Raw genomic sequence first — 14,565 nt, 5'->3', positions numbered from 1 at the left:
TGAACCCCCACCCGGAGACCCCACATGACCCACGACCCCACCCCAGCATCCCCCGCGCCCGCCACCGTCCGCGTGCTGCTCGTCGACGACCACGCCGTCGTCCGCCAGGGCCTGCGCCTCTTCCTCGGCCTCGACCCGCTGATCGACGTGATCGGCGAGGCCGCCAACGGCGAGGAAGCCCTCCAGGCCGCCGCCACCCTGCACCCCGACGTGGTCATCATGGACCTGATGATGCCCGTCATGGACGGCATCACCGCCACCCGCACCCTCAAACGCCAGCACCCCGACACCGAGGTCATCGCCCTGACCAGCACCCTGGAGGAACACAAGGTCAACGGTGCCATCGAGGCGGGCGCGATCAGCTACATGCTCAAGGACGCCAGTTCGGACACGCTGGCCGACGCCATCCACGCCGCCGCACGCGGCGAGGTCCGCCTGCACCCCGAAGCCGCCAAACGCCTCGTGCGGGACTTCCGCGGCGGCGAGATGCGCGAGAGCCTCACCCCCAAGGAAACCATCGTCCTGCAACTCCTCGCCCACGGGTACAGCAACCGCGACATCGCCACCGACCAGGGCGTCAGCGAAGCCACCGTCAAGACCCACGTGTCGCGCCTGCTCAGCAAACTCGGCCTGGACAGCCGCACCCAGGCCGCCCTGTACGCCCTGAAACACGGCATCGCCACCCTGGACGGCGTCAACGTCTAATACGGATTCCGTCTGTTTCGTTGACAGATCGGAACTCCACCGATCTGCCAACTCCACGCCCGGAACCCGCTTCTCTCCTTCTCGCATCCGCTCGGGTCGAACGGTTTTTGCAAACCATTCAACCGGAGTCCGTATAACTGGCGTCGTCCGGCGGCCAGCCCAGCACCGCGCGCAGGCCCGTCATGCAGTCCGCGCGGTACACGCCCAGGTCCGGGTCCGGGTCGGCCAGGAAGCGCACGCTGAGGCCCTCGACGATGGCGCGCAGCAGCCGCGCCCGGCCCTCCGCGCCCGCCGATCCCACCAGCCGCGCCAGTTCCAGATCCACCGCCAGGGACTCCGCCAGGAACGCCCGCTGCATGGTCATCAGTTCCGCGTCGCGCGTCGCGGCCGCCAGGAAATCCAGGGACACCGTGTAGAACCGCCGGGTGTTCACCAGCCCGTAGAACTGGTTGTCCACGTACGCCCGCAGCTTCCCCTCGGGCGTGCCCGACAGGCGCACCGCGCGCCGCGTCGCCACCGCGATCGTCCGCGAGAAGCGCCGCATCACCGCCGCGAGCAGTCCCGCGCGGCTCCCGAAGTGGTACACCAGCGTCCCCCGGCTGACCCCGGCGTGCGCGGCGATGTCCGCCAGCGTCACGCCCGCGTACCCCCGCTCGTAGATCGCGAGGTACGCCGCCTTCTCCAGCGCCGCCCGCCGCGCGCGGTCCTGAATGGGATTCACCTTGCGCGCCATTGCCCACAGCATCCCGGCTGCGCGGGTGAAGGTCAAGGCGGGGCGGGGCAGTGGGGAGTGGGTTGTGGGATGGGACGCGGACCTCCGACCCACTCCCCACTTCCTACTGCCCACTCCCCCCGACGACCGCAACGATCAGCGTGACGGTCAGCGCGGCGAGCCCCATGCCGATCGAGGAGGCCGCCCCGGTCTGCTCGCCTTCCTCGCGGGCGCGGGCGGTGCCGACACCGTGCGCGACGGACCCGATGGCGATGCCGCGCGCCAGGGGGTGCCGGACGCGCAGGGCGGTCAGGAGGGCGGGGAGGATCAGCGCGCCGATCAGGCCGGACAGCACGGCGAGGGTGGCGGCCAGCGCGGGGGGGGCGTATGTGAACGGTGCGAGTTGCAGCGCGACGGGGCTGGTGGCGGGCGCGGTGTGCAGGGCCCGCTGCGCGTCGGGGGAGAGGTGCAGCGCGCGGGCCAGCAGGGTGTCCACCGTGACGCCCAGCGCGGTCCCGGTCAGTCCGCCGATCAGCAGGGCGCGCCACTGCCGGGCGAGGAGTGCCCGCAGGCGGTACAGCGGCACGGCGAGGGCGACGACGGCGGGCGTGAGCAGCGCAGAGAGCGGTTGCACGTCGTGCAGGTACGCGTCGTACGGCACCCGCGTGAGCAGCAGGGCAGCGGCGACGATCAGCGTGCCGATCAGCGTCGGGTTCGCCAGCGGGGACCGCACCCGCACCTGCATCAGCACGCCCGCCGCGAAGGCCAGCAGCGTGACCATGACCCAGATCAAGCGTCCTCCGGGCGCAGCAGGCGCGACGCGAGCAGACCCGCCGCGCCCGCCCCCACCAGCAGGCCCGCCGTCATCACCAGCACCCACAGGCCCCACGCGGCCCCCGCGCTGAGGAACTGCAGGAACCCCACGGTGGCCGGAATGAACAGCAACCCCAGGATGCCCAGCAGCCCGTCGGCGGCGTCCGTGATCCAGTGCAGCCGCACCACTTTCAATCCCAGCGCCGCCCACAGCAGCACCAGCCCCACCACCGACCCCGGCAGCGGCAGCCCCAGCGCGCCCGTCAGCGCCTGACCGGCCGCCGCGAACGCCAGCAGCAGCCCCAGGCCCAGCACGAACCGGGCCGGGGCCGGCAGGCGCGCCGTGACCGACCCGGACGTCACAGGCTCAGCCTGCCTGGGCGCTCAGGCGCGCGAGCATCCCGCGCACGACCTGCTTGGCGTGGCGGGCCACCAGCGGCATGAACTCGCGGTAGTCGACGTTCGCGTCGTGGTCGGCGGTGTCGCTGACCGAGCGGATCACCACGAACGGCACGCCGGCCTTCGCGCACACCTGCGCGACCGCCGCGCCCTCCATCTCGGCGCAGGCCGCGCCGAAACCCGTCCACAGGCGCGTCACGCCCTCCTTCGACGCGATGAACTGATCCCCGCTCGCCACGCGGCCGTCCAGCACGCGGATGCCCTCCACGTCCCGCGCGGCCTCCAGCGCCACCAGCCGTAGCGTGTCGTCGGCGGGCCACGCCGGCAGTTCGCCCGGCACGGTGCCCGCCGCGTAGCCCAGCGCCGTCACGTCCACGTCGTGCTGCACGCAGTCCGTGCTGACCACGATGTCCCCGACGCGCAGTTCAGGGTGCACGCCGCCCGCCACGCCCGTGAAGATCACGCGGGTCGCGCCCTGCATCAGCAGGTACGTCGTGGTCATGGCGGCATTCACCTTCCCGATCCCGCCGCGCGTGAGCAGCACCGGCACGCCGTCCAGCGCGCCCCGGTGCAGCGTCACGCCCGGAAAGGTCAGGTCCTCGCGGGCCATCAGGTCCGCCAGAAGCAACTCGATCTCTTCATCCATCGCGCCAATGATCGCCAGCATGGGGTGCAGTCTAGCGGGGGAGGGCTGTGGGGAGTGGGAAGTGGGGAGTGGGCCGGAGGTCCGCGTCCCAGGAGTCTGGGGGGGCGTGGGCGGGAAGGCCTGGGCGGGTGCTCGGGCTTCCACTTCCCACTGCCTACTCCCCACTCCCTACTTCCCGCCGCCTCATGGGCGGGGCGTATGCTCGCGGGCATGACGGACACCCTCAATCCGCGCGACACGCTGGACGTCACGGCCCTGCGTCACCCCGATTCCCTGAAGTGGACGCAGTACCCGGAAGACGTCATTCCCATGTGGGTGGCGGACATGGACTTCCCGGTCGCGCCGCCCATCATGCGCGCCCTGCACGAGCGGCTGGACGCCGGGCTGGGCTACGCGCAGCTGCGCGGCGACACCCGCCTGAAAGACGCCCTGCTGCCGAAGCTGGCCGCGCAGGGGCTGGACGGCCTGACGCACGAGAACGTGACGTTCCTGCCGGGCGTCGTGCCGGGCATCTACGCCGCCGTGCACGCCCTGACCACCCCGGCGAGCCGGTCGTGACCATGACGCCCATCTACCACCCGTTCCACCTGGCGATCACGGAGCTGGGCCGCCGCGTGGCGGGCGTGCCCCTGCGCGACGGCGAGAACGGCTATGAGATCAACTGGGCGGCGATGGACGCCGCGTCGCGCGGGTCGCGGCTGCTGCTGCTGTGCCACCCGCACAACCCCACCGGGCGCGTGTGGACCGCCGAGGAACTGCAGAAACTGCGCGACCTCGTGCTGGCGCGTGACCTGTTCGTCATGAGCGACGAACTGCACGCCGACCTGCGCTTCACGGACGAGGCGTTCGAGGCGTTCGCTGCCGACCCGCGCGTGCAGAACCGCACCATCACCCTGACCGGGCCGTGCAAGGCGTTCAACACGGCCGGGCTGGGCATCGGCGCGATGATCAGCCACAACGCCCAGCTGCTGACCCGCGTGCGCGGCGCAGCGGGCGGACTGATGGGTCACGAGAGCGCCCTGAGCGTCACCATGTGGCGCGCCGCCCTGGCCGAGGGTGGCCCCTGGCTGGCGGACACCGCCCAGTACCTGCAGGAGAACCGGGACTTCATGGCGGCGTTCCTGCGCGAGCGACTCCCCTGGGTGCGCTTCCACGTCCCCGAGGCGACGTACCTCGCGTGGCTGGACCTGCGCGAGCACCCGAAAGCCGGGGACATCCAGAACTTCCTGCTGGAGGAAGCGCGGGTCGCCATCCACGACGGCCCGGTCTTCGCGCACGAGGGCCACAAGCCGCAGTATCAGGGCTTCATCCGCCTGAACTTCGCCACCAGCCGCGAGCTGCTGACCGAGGCGCTGACCCGCGTGGAACGCGCCCTGAACGCCACGAAGTAGGCCGGAAGGAGTGGATGCGGTGCTGCACCACTCCCCACTTTCCACTTCCTGCGTTTACTGCGAGGTCAGTTCGCGCAGGCGCTCGATCAGGGGCCGCAGGCGCTCGCGGCGGGTCTTGAGAGCCGCGCGGTTCACGACCAGCCGCGCGGTCGAGTGGAACAGCACGTCCACTTCCTCCAGGTTGTTGGCGCGCAGGGTGCTGCCCGTCTGCACGAGGTCCACCACGGCGTCCGCGAGGCCCGTCAGGCACGCCAGTTCGATGTTCCCGCTGAGCTTGACGATCTCGGCGGGAATGCCGCGCGCGTTCAGGTACGCGCGGGCCGCGCGGGGGTACTTCGTGCCGACCCGAGCGATGTCCCCGTCCGCGCCGACCTCGCGGATCAGGGAGAGGCGGCACCCGGCAAATTTCAGGTCCACCGGTTCGTACACGGTGCGGCCCGACTCGATCAGGACGTCCTTCCCGACGATCCCGGCGTCCGCGACGCCCAGGTCCACGTACACCGGCACGTCCTGGTTGCGCAGTTCCAGTACGGTCACGCCCGGGAACTCGTGCCGCAGCGCGCGGGATTTCTCGGGCATGGTCAGCGGCAGGCCCGCCTGCGACAGCAGCGCGATGGCGTCTTCGAGGATGCGGCCCTTGGGCAGCGCCAGGGTCAGGTGGCCGGGGTCACGGGTGGGGGCGGGGGTCACTGCGTTACCTCCGGGGCGGGCTGGAAGGTCAGCGTGCCGCCCTGACTGCTGGCCCAGCGGTGGATGCCGCGCGCGGCGCTGAACGCCTGCAGCTCGGCCCGGTCGTCCGTCCAGGCGAGTTCCGCGTGCAGACCCTGCGTGCGCGCCGCGTCGGCCGCCGCGAGGTCCAGCGCCAGCACCAGTTCCGGCTCGGGGGGCAGGTCACCGGCCAGGGCGCGCATCAGGCGTTCCAGGCCCAGCGCGAAGCCCGCGCCCGGCAGGCCCCCCTCCAGCGCGTAGCGGCCCCCGCCCAGCACCGGCTGGTTCAGGCCCGGCGCGTACGCGCGGAACGTCAGCCCGGTGTAGTAGTCGTAGCGGCGGCTGACGCCCAGGTCGAACAGCAGCGGCCCCGCGTACAGCGCGGCCACGCGGCGCAGGTGCGCGACCGCCTCCTGCGCCCGCGTGCCGCGCGCCAGCGCCTGCGCGGCGTCCAGCACCTCGGGGCCGCCGTACAGGTCCGTCAGGGCGTGCAGCGTGCGGCGCGTGTCGCCGCCCAGCCCGAACTGGCCGCACAGCAGGTCCACGTCCGCGCCACTCTTGCGGTCGATCGCGTCGTGCAGCGCCGCCCGCGCCGCGCCGTGCAGCCCGGCGTCCTCCAGCACGGCGTCCACGAAGCCCGGGTACCCGACCTCCAGCGCCGCGCCCACCCCGACCTCACGCAGCGCCGCCGCCGCCAGGTGCAGCAGTTCCGCGTCCGCCTGCGCGGTCTCCACGCCGATCAGTTCCACGCCCAGCTGATTGAACTCCCGCAGGCGGCCCAGTTCGCTGTTCTGTGCGCGCAGCCACAGCCGCCCGGAGTACTGCAACCGCAGCGGGAACGGCCCCTGCGGGTACCGGGTGCGGACCAGTCGGCCCACGGCGGTCGTGAACTCGCTGCGCAGCGACAGCACCTGCCCGCCCGAGTCGATCAGTTTGAACGCCACGGCGTCCTGCGGATGGTGCGCGCTGGCGTACTCCAGGGCGGGGACCTCCACGCCACGGTACCCCCAGCGGGAGAACAGGCCGGACAGCTGCGCGCGGATCGCTTCACGCTGCGCCCACTCGGGCGGCAGCACGTCGCGCGTGCCCTCCGGAATGAACGCCGACACGCGCGGCGCGGCGCCGGGTGCGGCAGCGGTGGATGGGGCGGACGAATTCACGCCCGGCATTCTAAGCGCCACCCGCGCCGCCCACCGTCACCCCGGTCTGAACGCCCCGTGCGCGGCGCGTATACTGCCCGCACTATGCGCCGAGCCCCCCTCCTCGCCCTGCTGGGAGCCAGCCTGATCCTCACGCTGGGCAGCTGCGCCCGCACCACCGACAACTTCACGCCGCGCATCAGCGTCACCGACACCGGCGCCACCCGCAGCGCCAACGGCTTCCTCGTGCAGGGCTACGTCCTGGACGACACGGGCGTCACGGACATCCAGGTGGACGGCAGGAGCGTGCCCATCCAGCCCGGCAGCCGCAAGATCGCCCGCTTCCAGTTCCAGGCGGTGCTCTCCACTCCCACCGGGCAGTACACCATCACCGCCCGCGACGCCGCCGGGAACGAGGCGAAGTTCGTGCTGCCCGTCAGCGTGGACCCCACCCGGCCTGCCGTGAAGGTCACCCGCTTCGAACGTACCGGGAACGTCATCCGCGTCTCGGGCGTCGCCACGGACAACGTCCGCGTGGCGCAGGTCAGCGTGGACGGCAACCGCCTGAACATCACCCCTGGCAGGGAGGTCGAGTTCTACGCCGAGACGACCGGCATCTGGGCCGACATCGTGGTGACCGACACCGCCGGGAACACCACCAACCTCCGCGCCCGCTGAACCTTCATCACGCGGACCCTGCGGCACGCCCCTTCATGAACCGGCCTCCGCCCTGCGAGTGACGCGCCCGTGCCGGGCGGCACGCTAGCCTGCGCGGGTATGCACGACCTGACCAGCCTGATCCTCTCCGCGTCCTACGTGGGCCTGTTCGCCATCGTCTTCGCCGAGACGGGCCTGCTGCTGGGCTTCTTCCTGCCCGGCGACACCCTGCTGCTGGCCGCCGGGGTGCTGGCCGCTGGTGGAGCCCTGAGCCTGGGCGGTGTCATGGCCGCCGTCGTCGCGGGCGCGATCCTGGGCTGCGTCGCCGGGTACTTCATCGGTGGGCGGTTCGGGCCGCGCGTGTTCGCCAATCAGGACGCCCGGTACTTCAAACCCGAGTACGTGACCCGCGCCGAACTGTTCTTCGCGCGGTACGGCTGGCTGGCCGTCGTCCTGGCCCGCTTCGTGCCCGTCGTCCGGACCCTGGTGCCCACCATGGCGGGCGTGAGCCGCATGCCCCTGGCGCCGTTCACGCTGTACAACATCCTCGGCGCCATCCTGTGGGGCGTCAGCGTCCCCGCGCTGGGGTACTTCCTGGGCGACCGCATCCCCCACCTGGACCGCTACATCCTGTTCATCGTGGGGGGCGTCGTCGTGATCAGCATCGTGCCCGTGCTGCTGAAGGTCATGCAGGCCCGCCGCATGGCCTGACGCCGGACGTAGGAACTGGAGGGGGTGGGTGTCGTCGCGTGACGGACCCACCCCCTCCTGACTGGGGGAGGCTGGGATGACCGTGCAGAGGACAGTTGTGATGCCGACGGGCGGCCTGCTGGCCGTGACGCTCGGGGCTGGACTGCGGGCGAAGCGTGACGCGAGGACGGCGCCGCCCCCTGCGGTGACTCTCCCCCCGGACGACCCGCTGCCGGAGCCGCAGGCGCTCACGCAGCAGTGCGTGAGCTTCGCGCGCCGCGTCCTGGCCAAGCAGTATCACGGGGCAGATGGGCAGTCCAACCGGCTGACCGGCGTGAAGGCCCTCACCCCGGAGCTGTGGCAGGTGCGGGGTGAACTGACGAGTCGCGACGGCGGTCGCGTCACGGTGTATCCCGACGAGTGCCTGTACAGCGCCGATGCGATCAGCGCGAACATCCACCCCCGCGTGCCGTAGCAGCAGAGGAGGGGGGAGGCTGTCACCGGACAACCTCCCCCTCGCCTCTGCCTTTCCCACTCCCCACTTCCTCCTGCCCACTACCCCCGCAGGATGCGGGCCTCGTTCGGGCGCAGGGCCGCGCCACTCTGGGGCTGGTCGCCCAGGCTGCTCAGGAGGGTCTCGCCGCGCGCCAGGGTGCCGAGGTCGTGGGTCTGCGCGCCGAAGTTCAGCAGGACGGTCAGGGTCTCGCCGTGCTCCTCGCGGACGAAGGCGAACACGTCGTCCGGGGCGTCCACGCTGCGGTACGTGCCGCCGATCAGCGCGGGGTGTTCCTGGCGCAGGCGGGTCAGGGCGCGGAAGTAGTTCAGGTCGCTGGCCGGGTCGCCCTCCTGCGCGGAGACGTTCAGGGTGGCGAAGTCGTCCGCGATGGGCAGCCAGGGGGTCGTGCCGTTGGCGCTGAAGCCCGCGTTCACGCCAGCGTCCCACTGCATGGGAGTGCGTTCCGGGTCGCGGCCCGCCTCGGGGCTGTCGGGCTGTTGCAGCGCCGCGGGGTCCACGATGCGGTCAGCGGGAATCTCGACGTCGTGCATGCCGATCTCGTCGCCGTAGTACACGGTGGGGGTGCCGCGCAGGGTCAGCAGCAGGGTCTGCGCCACGCGGTACTGCGCGTCGCCCAGGCGGCTGCGGAAGCGGTGCTGGTCGTGGTTGCCGAGCACCCAGTTCGGCCACGCGCCCGCCGCGAGGCTCGCCGCGTCGTAGCTGTCCGCGAAGCGCCGCACGTCCTGCGCCGTCCAGGGCATCAGGATCAGGTGGAAGTTGAACGGCAGGTGCACCATCCGCGCGTCCTCGGTGCCGGAGTACGGCAGGAGCTGCTCGACCGGCAGGTAGATCTCGCCGACCATCATGCGGTCGTCGAATTCGTCCAGCACGGCCCGCATCTCGCGGATGTACTCGTGCGTCTCGGGTTGGTCCTGCGTGTACGGGTGCAGGAGGCTCCAGTGTTCGGGCTGTCCGGGCTGCCACTCGGGGTTCCCGGGTTCGTCCAGGTAGCGGTCGTCCTCGGCGAGCAGCCAGATGACGTCCACGCGGAAGCCGTCCACGCCGCGGCGCATCCAGAAGCGCAGCGCGTCGAACATCGCCTGCCGCACCGCCGGGTTGCGCCAGTTCAGGTCCGGCTGGCTGGGCAGGAACTGGTGCAGGTAGTACTGCCCGCTGGCCTCGTCCAGCGTCCAGGCGGGGCCGCCGAAGAAGGACTTCCAGTTGTTCGGCACGCCGCCGCCCTCGGCCGGGTCGCGCCACACGTACCAGTCGCGTTTCGCACTGCCTTTGCCCATCAGCGCCTCCTGGAACCACGCGTGGTCAGAAGACGAATGGTTGGGCACGTAGTCCAGCATGACCTTCAGGCCCAGGCGGTGCGCCTCGGCGACGAAGGCGTCGAAGTCCTCCAGCGTGCCGAACAGCGGGTCGATGTCGCAGTAGTCGGCGACGTCGTACCCGAAGTCGCGCATGGGGCTCCTGAAGATGGGGGAGAGCCACACGGCCTTCACGCCCAGGCTGGCTACGTAGGGTAGGCGGCGGGTGATGCCGCGCAGGTCGCCCACGCCGTCGCCGCTGTCGTCCTGGAAGGAACGCGGGTAGATCTGGTAGATGATGCCGCTCTGCCACCACTTCAGCTCGCCGGTCAGGGAGGAGGTCATGCCCAGCACAGTACCTTCTGAATCGTTTCAGATCAAGGGGGGAGGGGGCAGTGGGAAAGGATGGTCTGCTGGGGAATTTCTGTGCCCGCTCGGTGGGCGGGCTGAAAGCGAAGCTGGTGACGGCCTAGCAACGAGTTCGGTACATTGGCCTGCCTCAGCATCTCATGGATTCGGACTTATGCCGTTATAAATAAACTGTGGTGGAGACGGTATCTAGCCATGCCGTCTCCATTTTTTGCCTTCTGGGAGCCGCTGAGCAGCTCATGATACGAGCCCTAAACGGGGTTACTCACTTATCAGAAAGCACCAATATTATTTATTATCGATTTCTTTTGAAATATTCAAATAAATCCTCTTCTATAGATAGCAAACCTAATCCAATAATAGGACCTAAATATTCTTCATCATCTACTTCAGAAATATCTATCACGTCGTCTCCTCTATAGTATGCTCGCCCCTGACCTAAAACTGGCAAGGGTATGCTATATGCAATTTCTGGATAATTTCCTAGATATTTAAATGGACCCTTTGTTAGAATGGCTTTGCCTGTATAGTTTGGAAGGGATTTTCTGCCGATAATAATCATTTGATCGCCGAGTGAATCAACTGAAATATCATCTGGCGAATCATATTCTTTATCAAAAAAGCTTATAAGCATAGCACTTGTAAATATTTTTGAAATATGAATCACAATACCAACGACCCACTTGCCATTCCGGAGTTCAAAGCCAAATATATCACCACGTCGGACTCTTTTTGGATTAGGAATTATTTTCATCTAGGAAGCACTAGTCCTTCTCGAGAAATTATCCTCATTACTTCTTGTATCAAGGGGGCGGGTAGGACCACAGGACAGCGTGGAACACCAGAATGGGGCGCGCGTGGTTATCACAGCGAGTCATGTGCTTTCAAGACCTGTTGCGCAGTAGAGGTCGGAGCAGGTAGGTTCAAGGGTGTTGCGGCTTGAGAAGCTGAAATCCAGGGGGCGGTCCTTTGAACGGCTGGTGGGGTTGAGTCCTGCCGAGTTTGACCAGCTGCTGATTGAACTGGAGCCCTTGTGGGAACGGAGTCATCACCGCTCCCTTTCCCGCGCCGGACGGGTCCGGCGCATCGGAGCGGGCAACACCTTCAAGCTCGACCTCAGCCAGCGACTGCTGGTCACGCTGCTCTATCTGCGACAGTACTTCACCATGCATGTTCTGGGCATCCTGTTCGATCTGGACGCGGCGAACATCTGCCGGAACATCCATGCCCTGCTGCCGGTCCTGGAGCAGGCGTTGCCTGCTCCCCTCCGTCCCCGGACGCTCCAGGCCGAGCCGGATGAGGCTCCTGGAGGGGCGAGCAGGAACCCGAGGAAAATACGCTCTCTGGAGGAGTTTCTGGAGATCTTCCCCGAACTGACCGACGTGATCGTGGATGGGACTGAGCAACCTCGCGGGCAGCCGAAAGTGAAGAAGGGGGAGAACCCCGGCAAGAAGGCGGTCGGGCGGCCCAAGGACAAGAAGCGCTTTTACAGCGTCAAGAAAAGGACCCATACCCTGAAAACCCAGGTGGCGGTGACGCCCGAAGGACAGATCGTGCACCTCAGTGCGACCGCCAGCGGTCGCACCCACGACATGAAGGTGCTGCGACGTTCCCGACTGATGAACCGACTGCCCAGGCACGTCCGGGTGTGGGGAGACCGGGGCTATACCGGAATGGAGAAGGTCTATCCGGACTGGGAAACCATCGTGCCCGCCAAACGACCGAAGAACGGCGAGTTGAGCAAGGAGCAACGTGAGCTGAATCGGCTGATCTCCAAGGTGCGGATCAGCGCTGAGAATGCCATCGGCCGCATCAAGAAATTTCGCGTCTGCAAGGAGTTTTTCAGGAATCGGACCTCACAGCACGGCGTGATGTGGGGGTGTGTCGCCGGACTCGTCAATCTCCGTTGGCAACGCCGCCACCACCTCTGCACGCCCTGAGCGTAGGGACAGATCAGTGGGGAGCCGATTCGCGGCTCCCCACTGATCCTTCAACTACTGCGCAACAGGTCTTCAGTTCTCACCATCTCGGCTTCGGGTCACGAGACACTTTGAAGCCTGTCTCAGACAGCATTGATGGCATGTGAGGCATCACGGCATGACTGAGCATGTTGAGGCCGTATCCGGGGTCGAAATCGCCTGAACGTGCCCTTCCAGACCACTCCACGCTGTCCTGTGGTCCTGCCAGGGGTGAAAAATTCGATTCCCATTTCCCTTCAGGGTGAGGGCGTGTCTGAGCCCAGGCGCACCGTCACGTCCGCGCCGGAGGCCAGGGGCTGATCGTTGACCGTCCCGAAGCCCACGTCGCGCAGCACCCGCGCCGCCGCCGCGCCCGACGCGGTGGTCTTCGCGGGGCCGCGCGTCTCGTTCACGATCCAGACGTTCGCGTAGCCCAGGCCCTCCAGCCGTTCCTTCAGGCGGCGCGCACTGCCGTCCGGGGCGTCGGTGTTCACGACCGCCACGCCCAGCGACCGCGGATCGTTCGGGTCACGGAACTCCCTGGCGATCAGCGCCCCCAGCGCGGCGCGGTCCACCTCCCAGATGCTCGCCGCGCCCCGGTACCCGAAGTCACCGGGCACCTGATGCGTCTTGATCTGCACGCCGCTCAGGCCCGCGCCCATCAGCGCCGCCACCTGCGCGCGGGTCAGGTTCGACTTCATGTTCCGGTCCACCGCCGCGACCATCAGCGGGAGTCGCCACGCGTTCAGCGGATTGCGCACCTGCGCGCCCAGCGCCCCAACGAACTGCTGCTGCCGCCCGATCCGCCCGATATCACCCAGGTTGTCATGCCGGAAGCGCAGGAAACCCACCATCTGCTCGCCACTCAGGCGCTGCCGCCCGGGCTTCAGGTCGATGTGCAGGTTCCCGGCGTTGTCGTCGTACTTCATGGCCTGCCCCACGTCCACCGTCACGCCCCCCGCCGCGTCCGTCAGGGCGGGCACGGCGTTCAGGCTGAGCAGCGCGTACCCGTCCACCGGCAGGCCCGTCAGGTCCTGCACGGCGCGCATCAGGCCCTCGGGGCCGCCGCTGCGGTTCGCGCCGTTGATCTTGCCCCACCCGGACTGCGGGACGTTCACCCACGAGTCGCGCGGGATGCTCAGCAGGTTCACCCGTCCGTCCGGCCACGCCTGCGCCAGCATGATCGTGTCCGTCCGGCCCCGGTACGATTCCGGCTGGGCCGGGTAAGGCCACACCGGGGCACTCTCGTTGTACTCCACGTCCACGCCCGCCAGCACCAGATTCACCGGCCCTTCGGCCTTGCGCGGCAGCGTGCCGTACCGCGCGAGAAACGGCGCGGCGGGTGACACGACCGCCACCACGCCCGCCAGGACGACCAGACCAACCACAACCGGAGTGCGCACGCGCGGAGCATACCGCCCGGCGCCCCCCATGCGGATCAACCGTAAGGGGGACCTTCAGCTCAGGTCCCGCACCAGATGCGTGTACGTGCCCCCCGCCAGCGCCCGTGTCCCCGCCGGTCGGAAGCCCTGCCGGGCGTACAGCCGCGCCGCCGGGTTGCCGTCCTCGACCAGGAGGCCCACCCGGTGCAGACCCAGCGTCACGGCCCGGTCCGCTGCTGCGTCCAGCAGCCGAGCCCCGATGCCCCGTCCCCGCGCGGCCTCCGTGACGGCCAGGGTATCCACGTACAGCTCGCCGGGTGTGCCCTCGGATTCGACGTGACCCGGCAGGCCCAGGGCACGCAGCCGCTCGCGGAAGGGATCGTCCAGCGCCTCGGCGTGATCGCCGGGATACGCGAGGATCAGCCCCAGCGGCTCCCCGGCAGGCGACTGCGCGATCAGCTGATGCTCGAAACTCAGGCGGTTCCCGCGCAGCGGGTAGAAGCCCAGGAGGGTCCGTTCGGCGGCCACGTCGTCCGTCACGCCCGTCAGTGCGTGCCCGATCCGGCCAATGGTGGCCTGGATCAGTGGCACGGCGAACGCCGCGTCGAACGGGTGGGCCGGGCGGATGAGGATATCGGTCACCTCCTCAGGGTAACGGCACAGCAGAAACCGGGCTCCCGAAGGAACCCGGCCCGGCGCGAGGCGCCTTAGTTGAGGGTGATCTTGTTGGCGGTCAGGGTGCTGGCGGCCTCGTCGATTTCACCTTCGACCGCGACGCTGGCGTCGGCACGGTCAGTGCCGAAGAATTCCTCGGCGGTGGTGGCCGCACCTTCGAAGACGGTGTCGGGGGTGATGGTCACGGCGTAGTTGGCGTCGTTCTCGTTCAGGGTGAAGGTCTGGGCGGTGCCGTCGAAGTCGGTCACGGTGCCTTCCAGGCCGTCGCCCACGGCCATGTCGACCTCTTCGCTCATGTTGGCGTCGTCGTCGTTGGTCATGGTGCTGTCGACACCGGGGTCTTCAGCGTTATCGACGGCGCCTTCGCCCTCGGCAACAGGGTTGTCCACGCCGGTCGTGTCGGTGGTGGTCTCGACGGTGGTGCCGTCTTCGGTGGTGGTGGTTTCCGTCTTGGGCGCGCAGGAGGCGAGGAGGGCAGCGGTCAGGAGGGCCAGCAGGGTGGGTTTCATGCC

18 protein-coding genes are annotated in these 14,565 nt (G+C 68.5%); 7 read left to right on the top strand and 11 right to left on the bottom strand.

Features of this window, described 5'->3' with window-relative positions; translation table 11 throughout:
• Positions 1–24 precede the first annotated feature (24 nt).
• Entirely contained in the window at positions 25–705 is a 681-nt protein-coding gene (locus EXW95_RS05925) for a response regulator transcription factor (RefSeq protein ID WP_174366685.1), read from the top strand.
• A gap of 118 nt (positions 706–823) precedes the next feature.
• On the opposite strand, the gene EXW95_RS05920 is transcribed toward EXW95_RS05925, so the two are convergent.
• The 4 genes from EXW95_RS05920 to EXW95_RS05905 form a co-directional block, all read right to left on the bottom strand.
• Positions 824–1,438, bottom strand: a complete 615-nt coding sequence (locus EXW95_RS05920; RefSeq protein WP_174366684.1) for a TetR/AcrR family transcriptional regulator — start codon at positions 1,436–1,438, stop codon at positions 824–826.
• A 103-nt stretch (positions 1,439–1,541) separates the two neighbouring features.
• A complete protein-coding gene (locus EXW95_RS05915) occupies positions 1,542–2,210 on the bottom strand; it encodes an LrgB family protein (RefSeq protein WP_174366683.1) in 669 nt (222 codons plus the stop codon).
• Complete coding sequence (locus EXW95_RS05910; protein ID WP_174366682.1) at positions 2,207–2,593, bottom strand: CidA/LrgA family protein; 387 nt, start codon at positions 2,591–2,593, stop codon at positions 2,207–2,209. Before EXW95_RS05910 ends, EXW95_RS05915 begins: the two co-directional genes overlap by 4 nt.
• Positions 2,594–2,597: 4 nt before the next feature.
• Positions 2,598–3,296, bottom strand: coding sequence for a 5'-methylthioadenosine/adenosylhomocysteine nucleosidase (locus EXW95_RS05905; RefSeq protein WP_174366681.1), 699 nt, complete (start codon positions 3,294–3,296; stop codon positions 2,598–2,600).
• Positions 3,297–3,485: 189 nt separating this feature from the next.
• Between EXW95_RS05905 and EXW95_RS21280 the strand changes: the two genes are divergently transcribed.
• Positions 3,486–3,833: a hypothetical protein gene (locus EXW95_RS21280; protein ID WP_371809937.1), complete on the top strand. Its 348-nt coding sequence runs from the start codon at positions 3,486–3,488 to the stop codon at positions 3,831–3,833.
• A 2-nt stretch (positions 3,834–3,835) separates the two neighbouring features.
• Positions 3,836–4,666 carry a MalY/PatB family protein gene (locus EXW95_RS05900; protein WP_371810174.1) on the top strand — a complete coding sequence of 277 codons (831 nt, stop codon included), beginning with the start codon at positions 3,836–3,838 and terminating at the stop codon, positions 4,664–4,666.
• Positions 4,667–4,720: 54 nt separating this feature from the next.
• Here EXW95_RS05900 and hisG read toward each other — a convergent pair whose 3' ends face one another.
• Positions 4,721–5,356: an ATP phosphoribosyltransferase gene (gene hisG, locus EXW95_RS05895; RefSeq protein WP_046842976.1), complete on the bottom strand. Its 636-nt coding sequence runs from the start codon at positions 5,354–5,356 to the stop codon at positions 4,721–4,723.
• Positions 5,353–6,543 (bottom strand): ATP phosphoribosyltransferase regulatory subunit, encoded by a 1,191-nt coding sequence (hisZ, locus tag EXW95_RS05890; protein ID WP_174366680.1) that lies wholly within the window; start codon positions 6,541–6,543, stop codon positions 5,353–5,355. Before hisZ ends, hisG begins: the two co-directional genes overlap by 4 nt.
• A gap of 75 nt (positions 6,544–6,618) precedes the next feature.
• Between hisZ and EXW95_RS05885 the strand changes: the two genes are divergently transcribed.
• The 3 genes from EXW95_RS05885 (at position 6,619) to EXW95_RS05875 (ending at position 8,335) form a co-directional block, all read left to right on the top strand.
• Entirely contained in the window at positions 6,619–7,191 is a 573-nt protein-coding gene (locus EXW95_RS05885) for a hypothetical protein (protein ID WP_174366679.1), read from the top strand.
• A gap of 99 nt (positions 7,192–7,290) precedes the next feature.
• Positions 7,291–7,881 carry a DedA family protein gene (locus EXW95_RS05880; RefSeq protein WP_174366678.1) on the top strand — a complete coding sequence of 197 codons (591 nt, stop codon included), beginning with the start codon at positions 7,291–7,293 and terminating at the stop codon, positions 7,879–7,881.
• A gap of 100 nt (positions 7,882–7,981) precedes the next feature.
• Positions 7,982–8,335, top strand: coding sequence for a hypothetical protein (locus EXW95_RS05875; protein ID WP_174366677.1), 354 nt, complete (start codon positions 7,982–7,984; stop codon positions 8,333–8,335).
• Positions 8,336–8,415: 80 nt separating this feature from the next.
• On the opposite strand, the gene EXW95_RS05870 is transcribed toward EXW95_RS05875, so the two are convergent.
• Together EXW95_RS05870 and EXW95_RS05865 are read right to left on the bottom strand one after the other, a co-directional pair.
• Positions 8,416–10,014, bottom strand: a complete 1,599-nt coding sequence (locus tag EXW95_RS05870) for an alpha-amylase family glycosyl hydrolase (protein WP_174366676.1) — start codon at positions 10,012–10,014, stop codon at positions 8,416–8,418.
• A gap of 319 nt (positions 10,015–10,333) precedes the next feature.
• Complete coding sequence (locus EXW95_RS05865) at positions 10,334–10,792, bottom strand: Imm26 family immunity protein (protein ID WP_174366675.1); 459 nt, start codon at positions 10,790–10,792, stop codon at positions 10,334–10,336.
• Positions 10,793–10,970: 178 nt separating this feature from the next.
• Here EXW95_RS05865 and EXW95_RS05860 point away from each other — a divergent pair, with 178 nt between their 5' ends.
• Complete coding sequence (locus EXW95_RS05860; RefSeq protein ID WP_174368799.1) at positions 10,971–11,978, top strand: transposase family protein; 1,008 nt, start codon at positions 10,971–10,973, stop codon at positions 11,976–11,978.
• A 275-nt stretch (positions 11,979–12,253) separates the two neighbouring features.
• On the opposite strand, the gene EXW95_RS05855 is transcribed toward EXW95_RS05860, so the two are convergent.
• The 3 genes from EXW95_RS05855 to EXW95_RS05845 form a co-directional block, all read right to left on the bottom strand.
• Positions 12,254–13,399 carry an LCP family protein gene (locus EXW95_RS05855; RefSeq protein WP_371809936.1) on the bottom strand — a complete coding sequence of 382 codons (1,146 nt, stop codon included), beginning with the start codon at positions 13,397–13,399 and terminating at the stop codon, positions 12,254–12,256.
• Between the two features lie 54 nt (positions 13,400–13,453).
• Entirely contained in the window at positions 13,454–14,020 is a 567-nt protein-coding gene (locus tag EXW95_RS05850) for a GNAT family N-acetyltransferase (protein ID WP_371809935.1), read from the bottom strand.
• Between the two features lie 65 nt (positions 14,021–14,085).
• Positions 14,086–14,562, bottom strand: coding sequence for a hypothetical protein (locus tag EXW95_RS05845; protein ID WP_174366673.1), 477 nt, complete (start codon positions 14,560–14,562; stop codon positions 14,086–14,088).
• Positions 14,563–14,565: the final 3 nt, after the last annotated feature.

Origin of the sequence: Deinococcus sp. JMULE3 (genome assembly GCF_013337115.1) — a bacterium.
GTDB lineage: Bacteria > Deinococcota > Deinococci > Deinococcales > Deinococcaceae > Deinococcus.
This window is presented reverse-complemented; position numbering and strand designations above follow the sequence as displayed.

Coding starts and splice junctions, on each gene's coding strand:
- EXW95_RS05925 (WP_174366685.1), top strand. CDS start 25: ATGACCCACGACCCCACCCCAGCATCCCCCGCGCCCGCCACCGTCCGC.
- EXW95_RS05920 (WP_174366684.1), bottom strand. CDS start 1,438: ATGGCGCGCAAGGTGAATCCCATTCAGGACCGCGCGCGGCGGGCGGCG.
- EXW95_RS05905 (WP_174366681.1), bottom strand. CDS start 3,296: ATGCTGGCGATCATTGGCGCGATGGATGAAGAGATCGAGTTGCTTCTG.
- EXW95_RS21280 (WP_371809937.1), top strand. CDS start 3,486: ATGACGGACACCCTCAATCCGCGCGACACGCTGGACGTCACGGCCCTG.
- EXW95_RS05900 (WP_371810174.1), top strand. CDS start 3,836: ATGACGCCCATCTACCACCCGTTCCACCTGGCGATCACGGAGCTGGGC.
- hisZ (WP_174366680.1), bottom strand. CDS start 6,543: ATGCCGGGCGTGAATTCGTCCGCCCCATCCACCGCTGCCGCACCCGGC.
- EXW95_RS05885 (WP_174366679.1), top strand. CDS start 6,619: ATGCGCCGAGCCCCCCTCCTCGCCCTGCTGGGAGCCAGCCTGATCCTC.
- EXW95_RS05880 (WP_174366678.1), top strand. CDS start 7,291: ATGCACGACCTGACCAGCCTGATCCTCTCCGCGTCCTACGTGGGCCTG.
- EXW95_RS05875 (WP_174366677.1), top strand. CDS start 7,982: ATGCCGACGGGCGGCCTGCTGGCCGTGACGCTCGGGGCTGGACTGCGG.
- EXW95_RS05870 (WP_174366676.1), bottom strand. CDS start 10,014: ATGACCTCCTCCCTGACCGGCGAGCTGAAGTGGTGGCAGAGCGGCATC.
- EXW95_RS05865 (WP_174366675.1), bottom strand. CDS start 10,792: ATGAAAATAATTCCTAATCCAAAAAGAGTCCGACGTGGTGATATATTT.
- EXW95_RS05845 (WP_174366673.1), bottom strand. CDS start 14,562: ATGAAACCCACCCTGCTGGCCCTCCTGACCGCTGCCCTCCTCGCCTCC.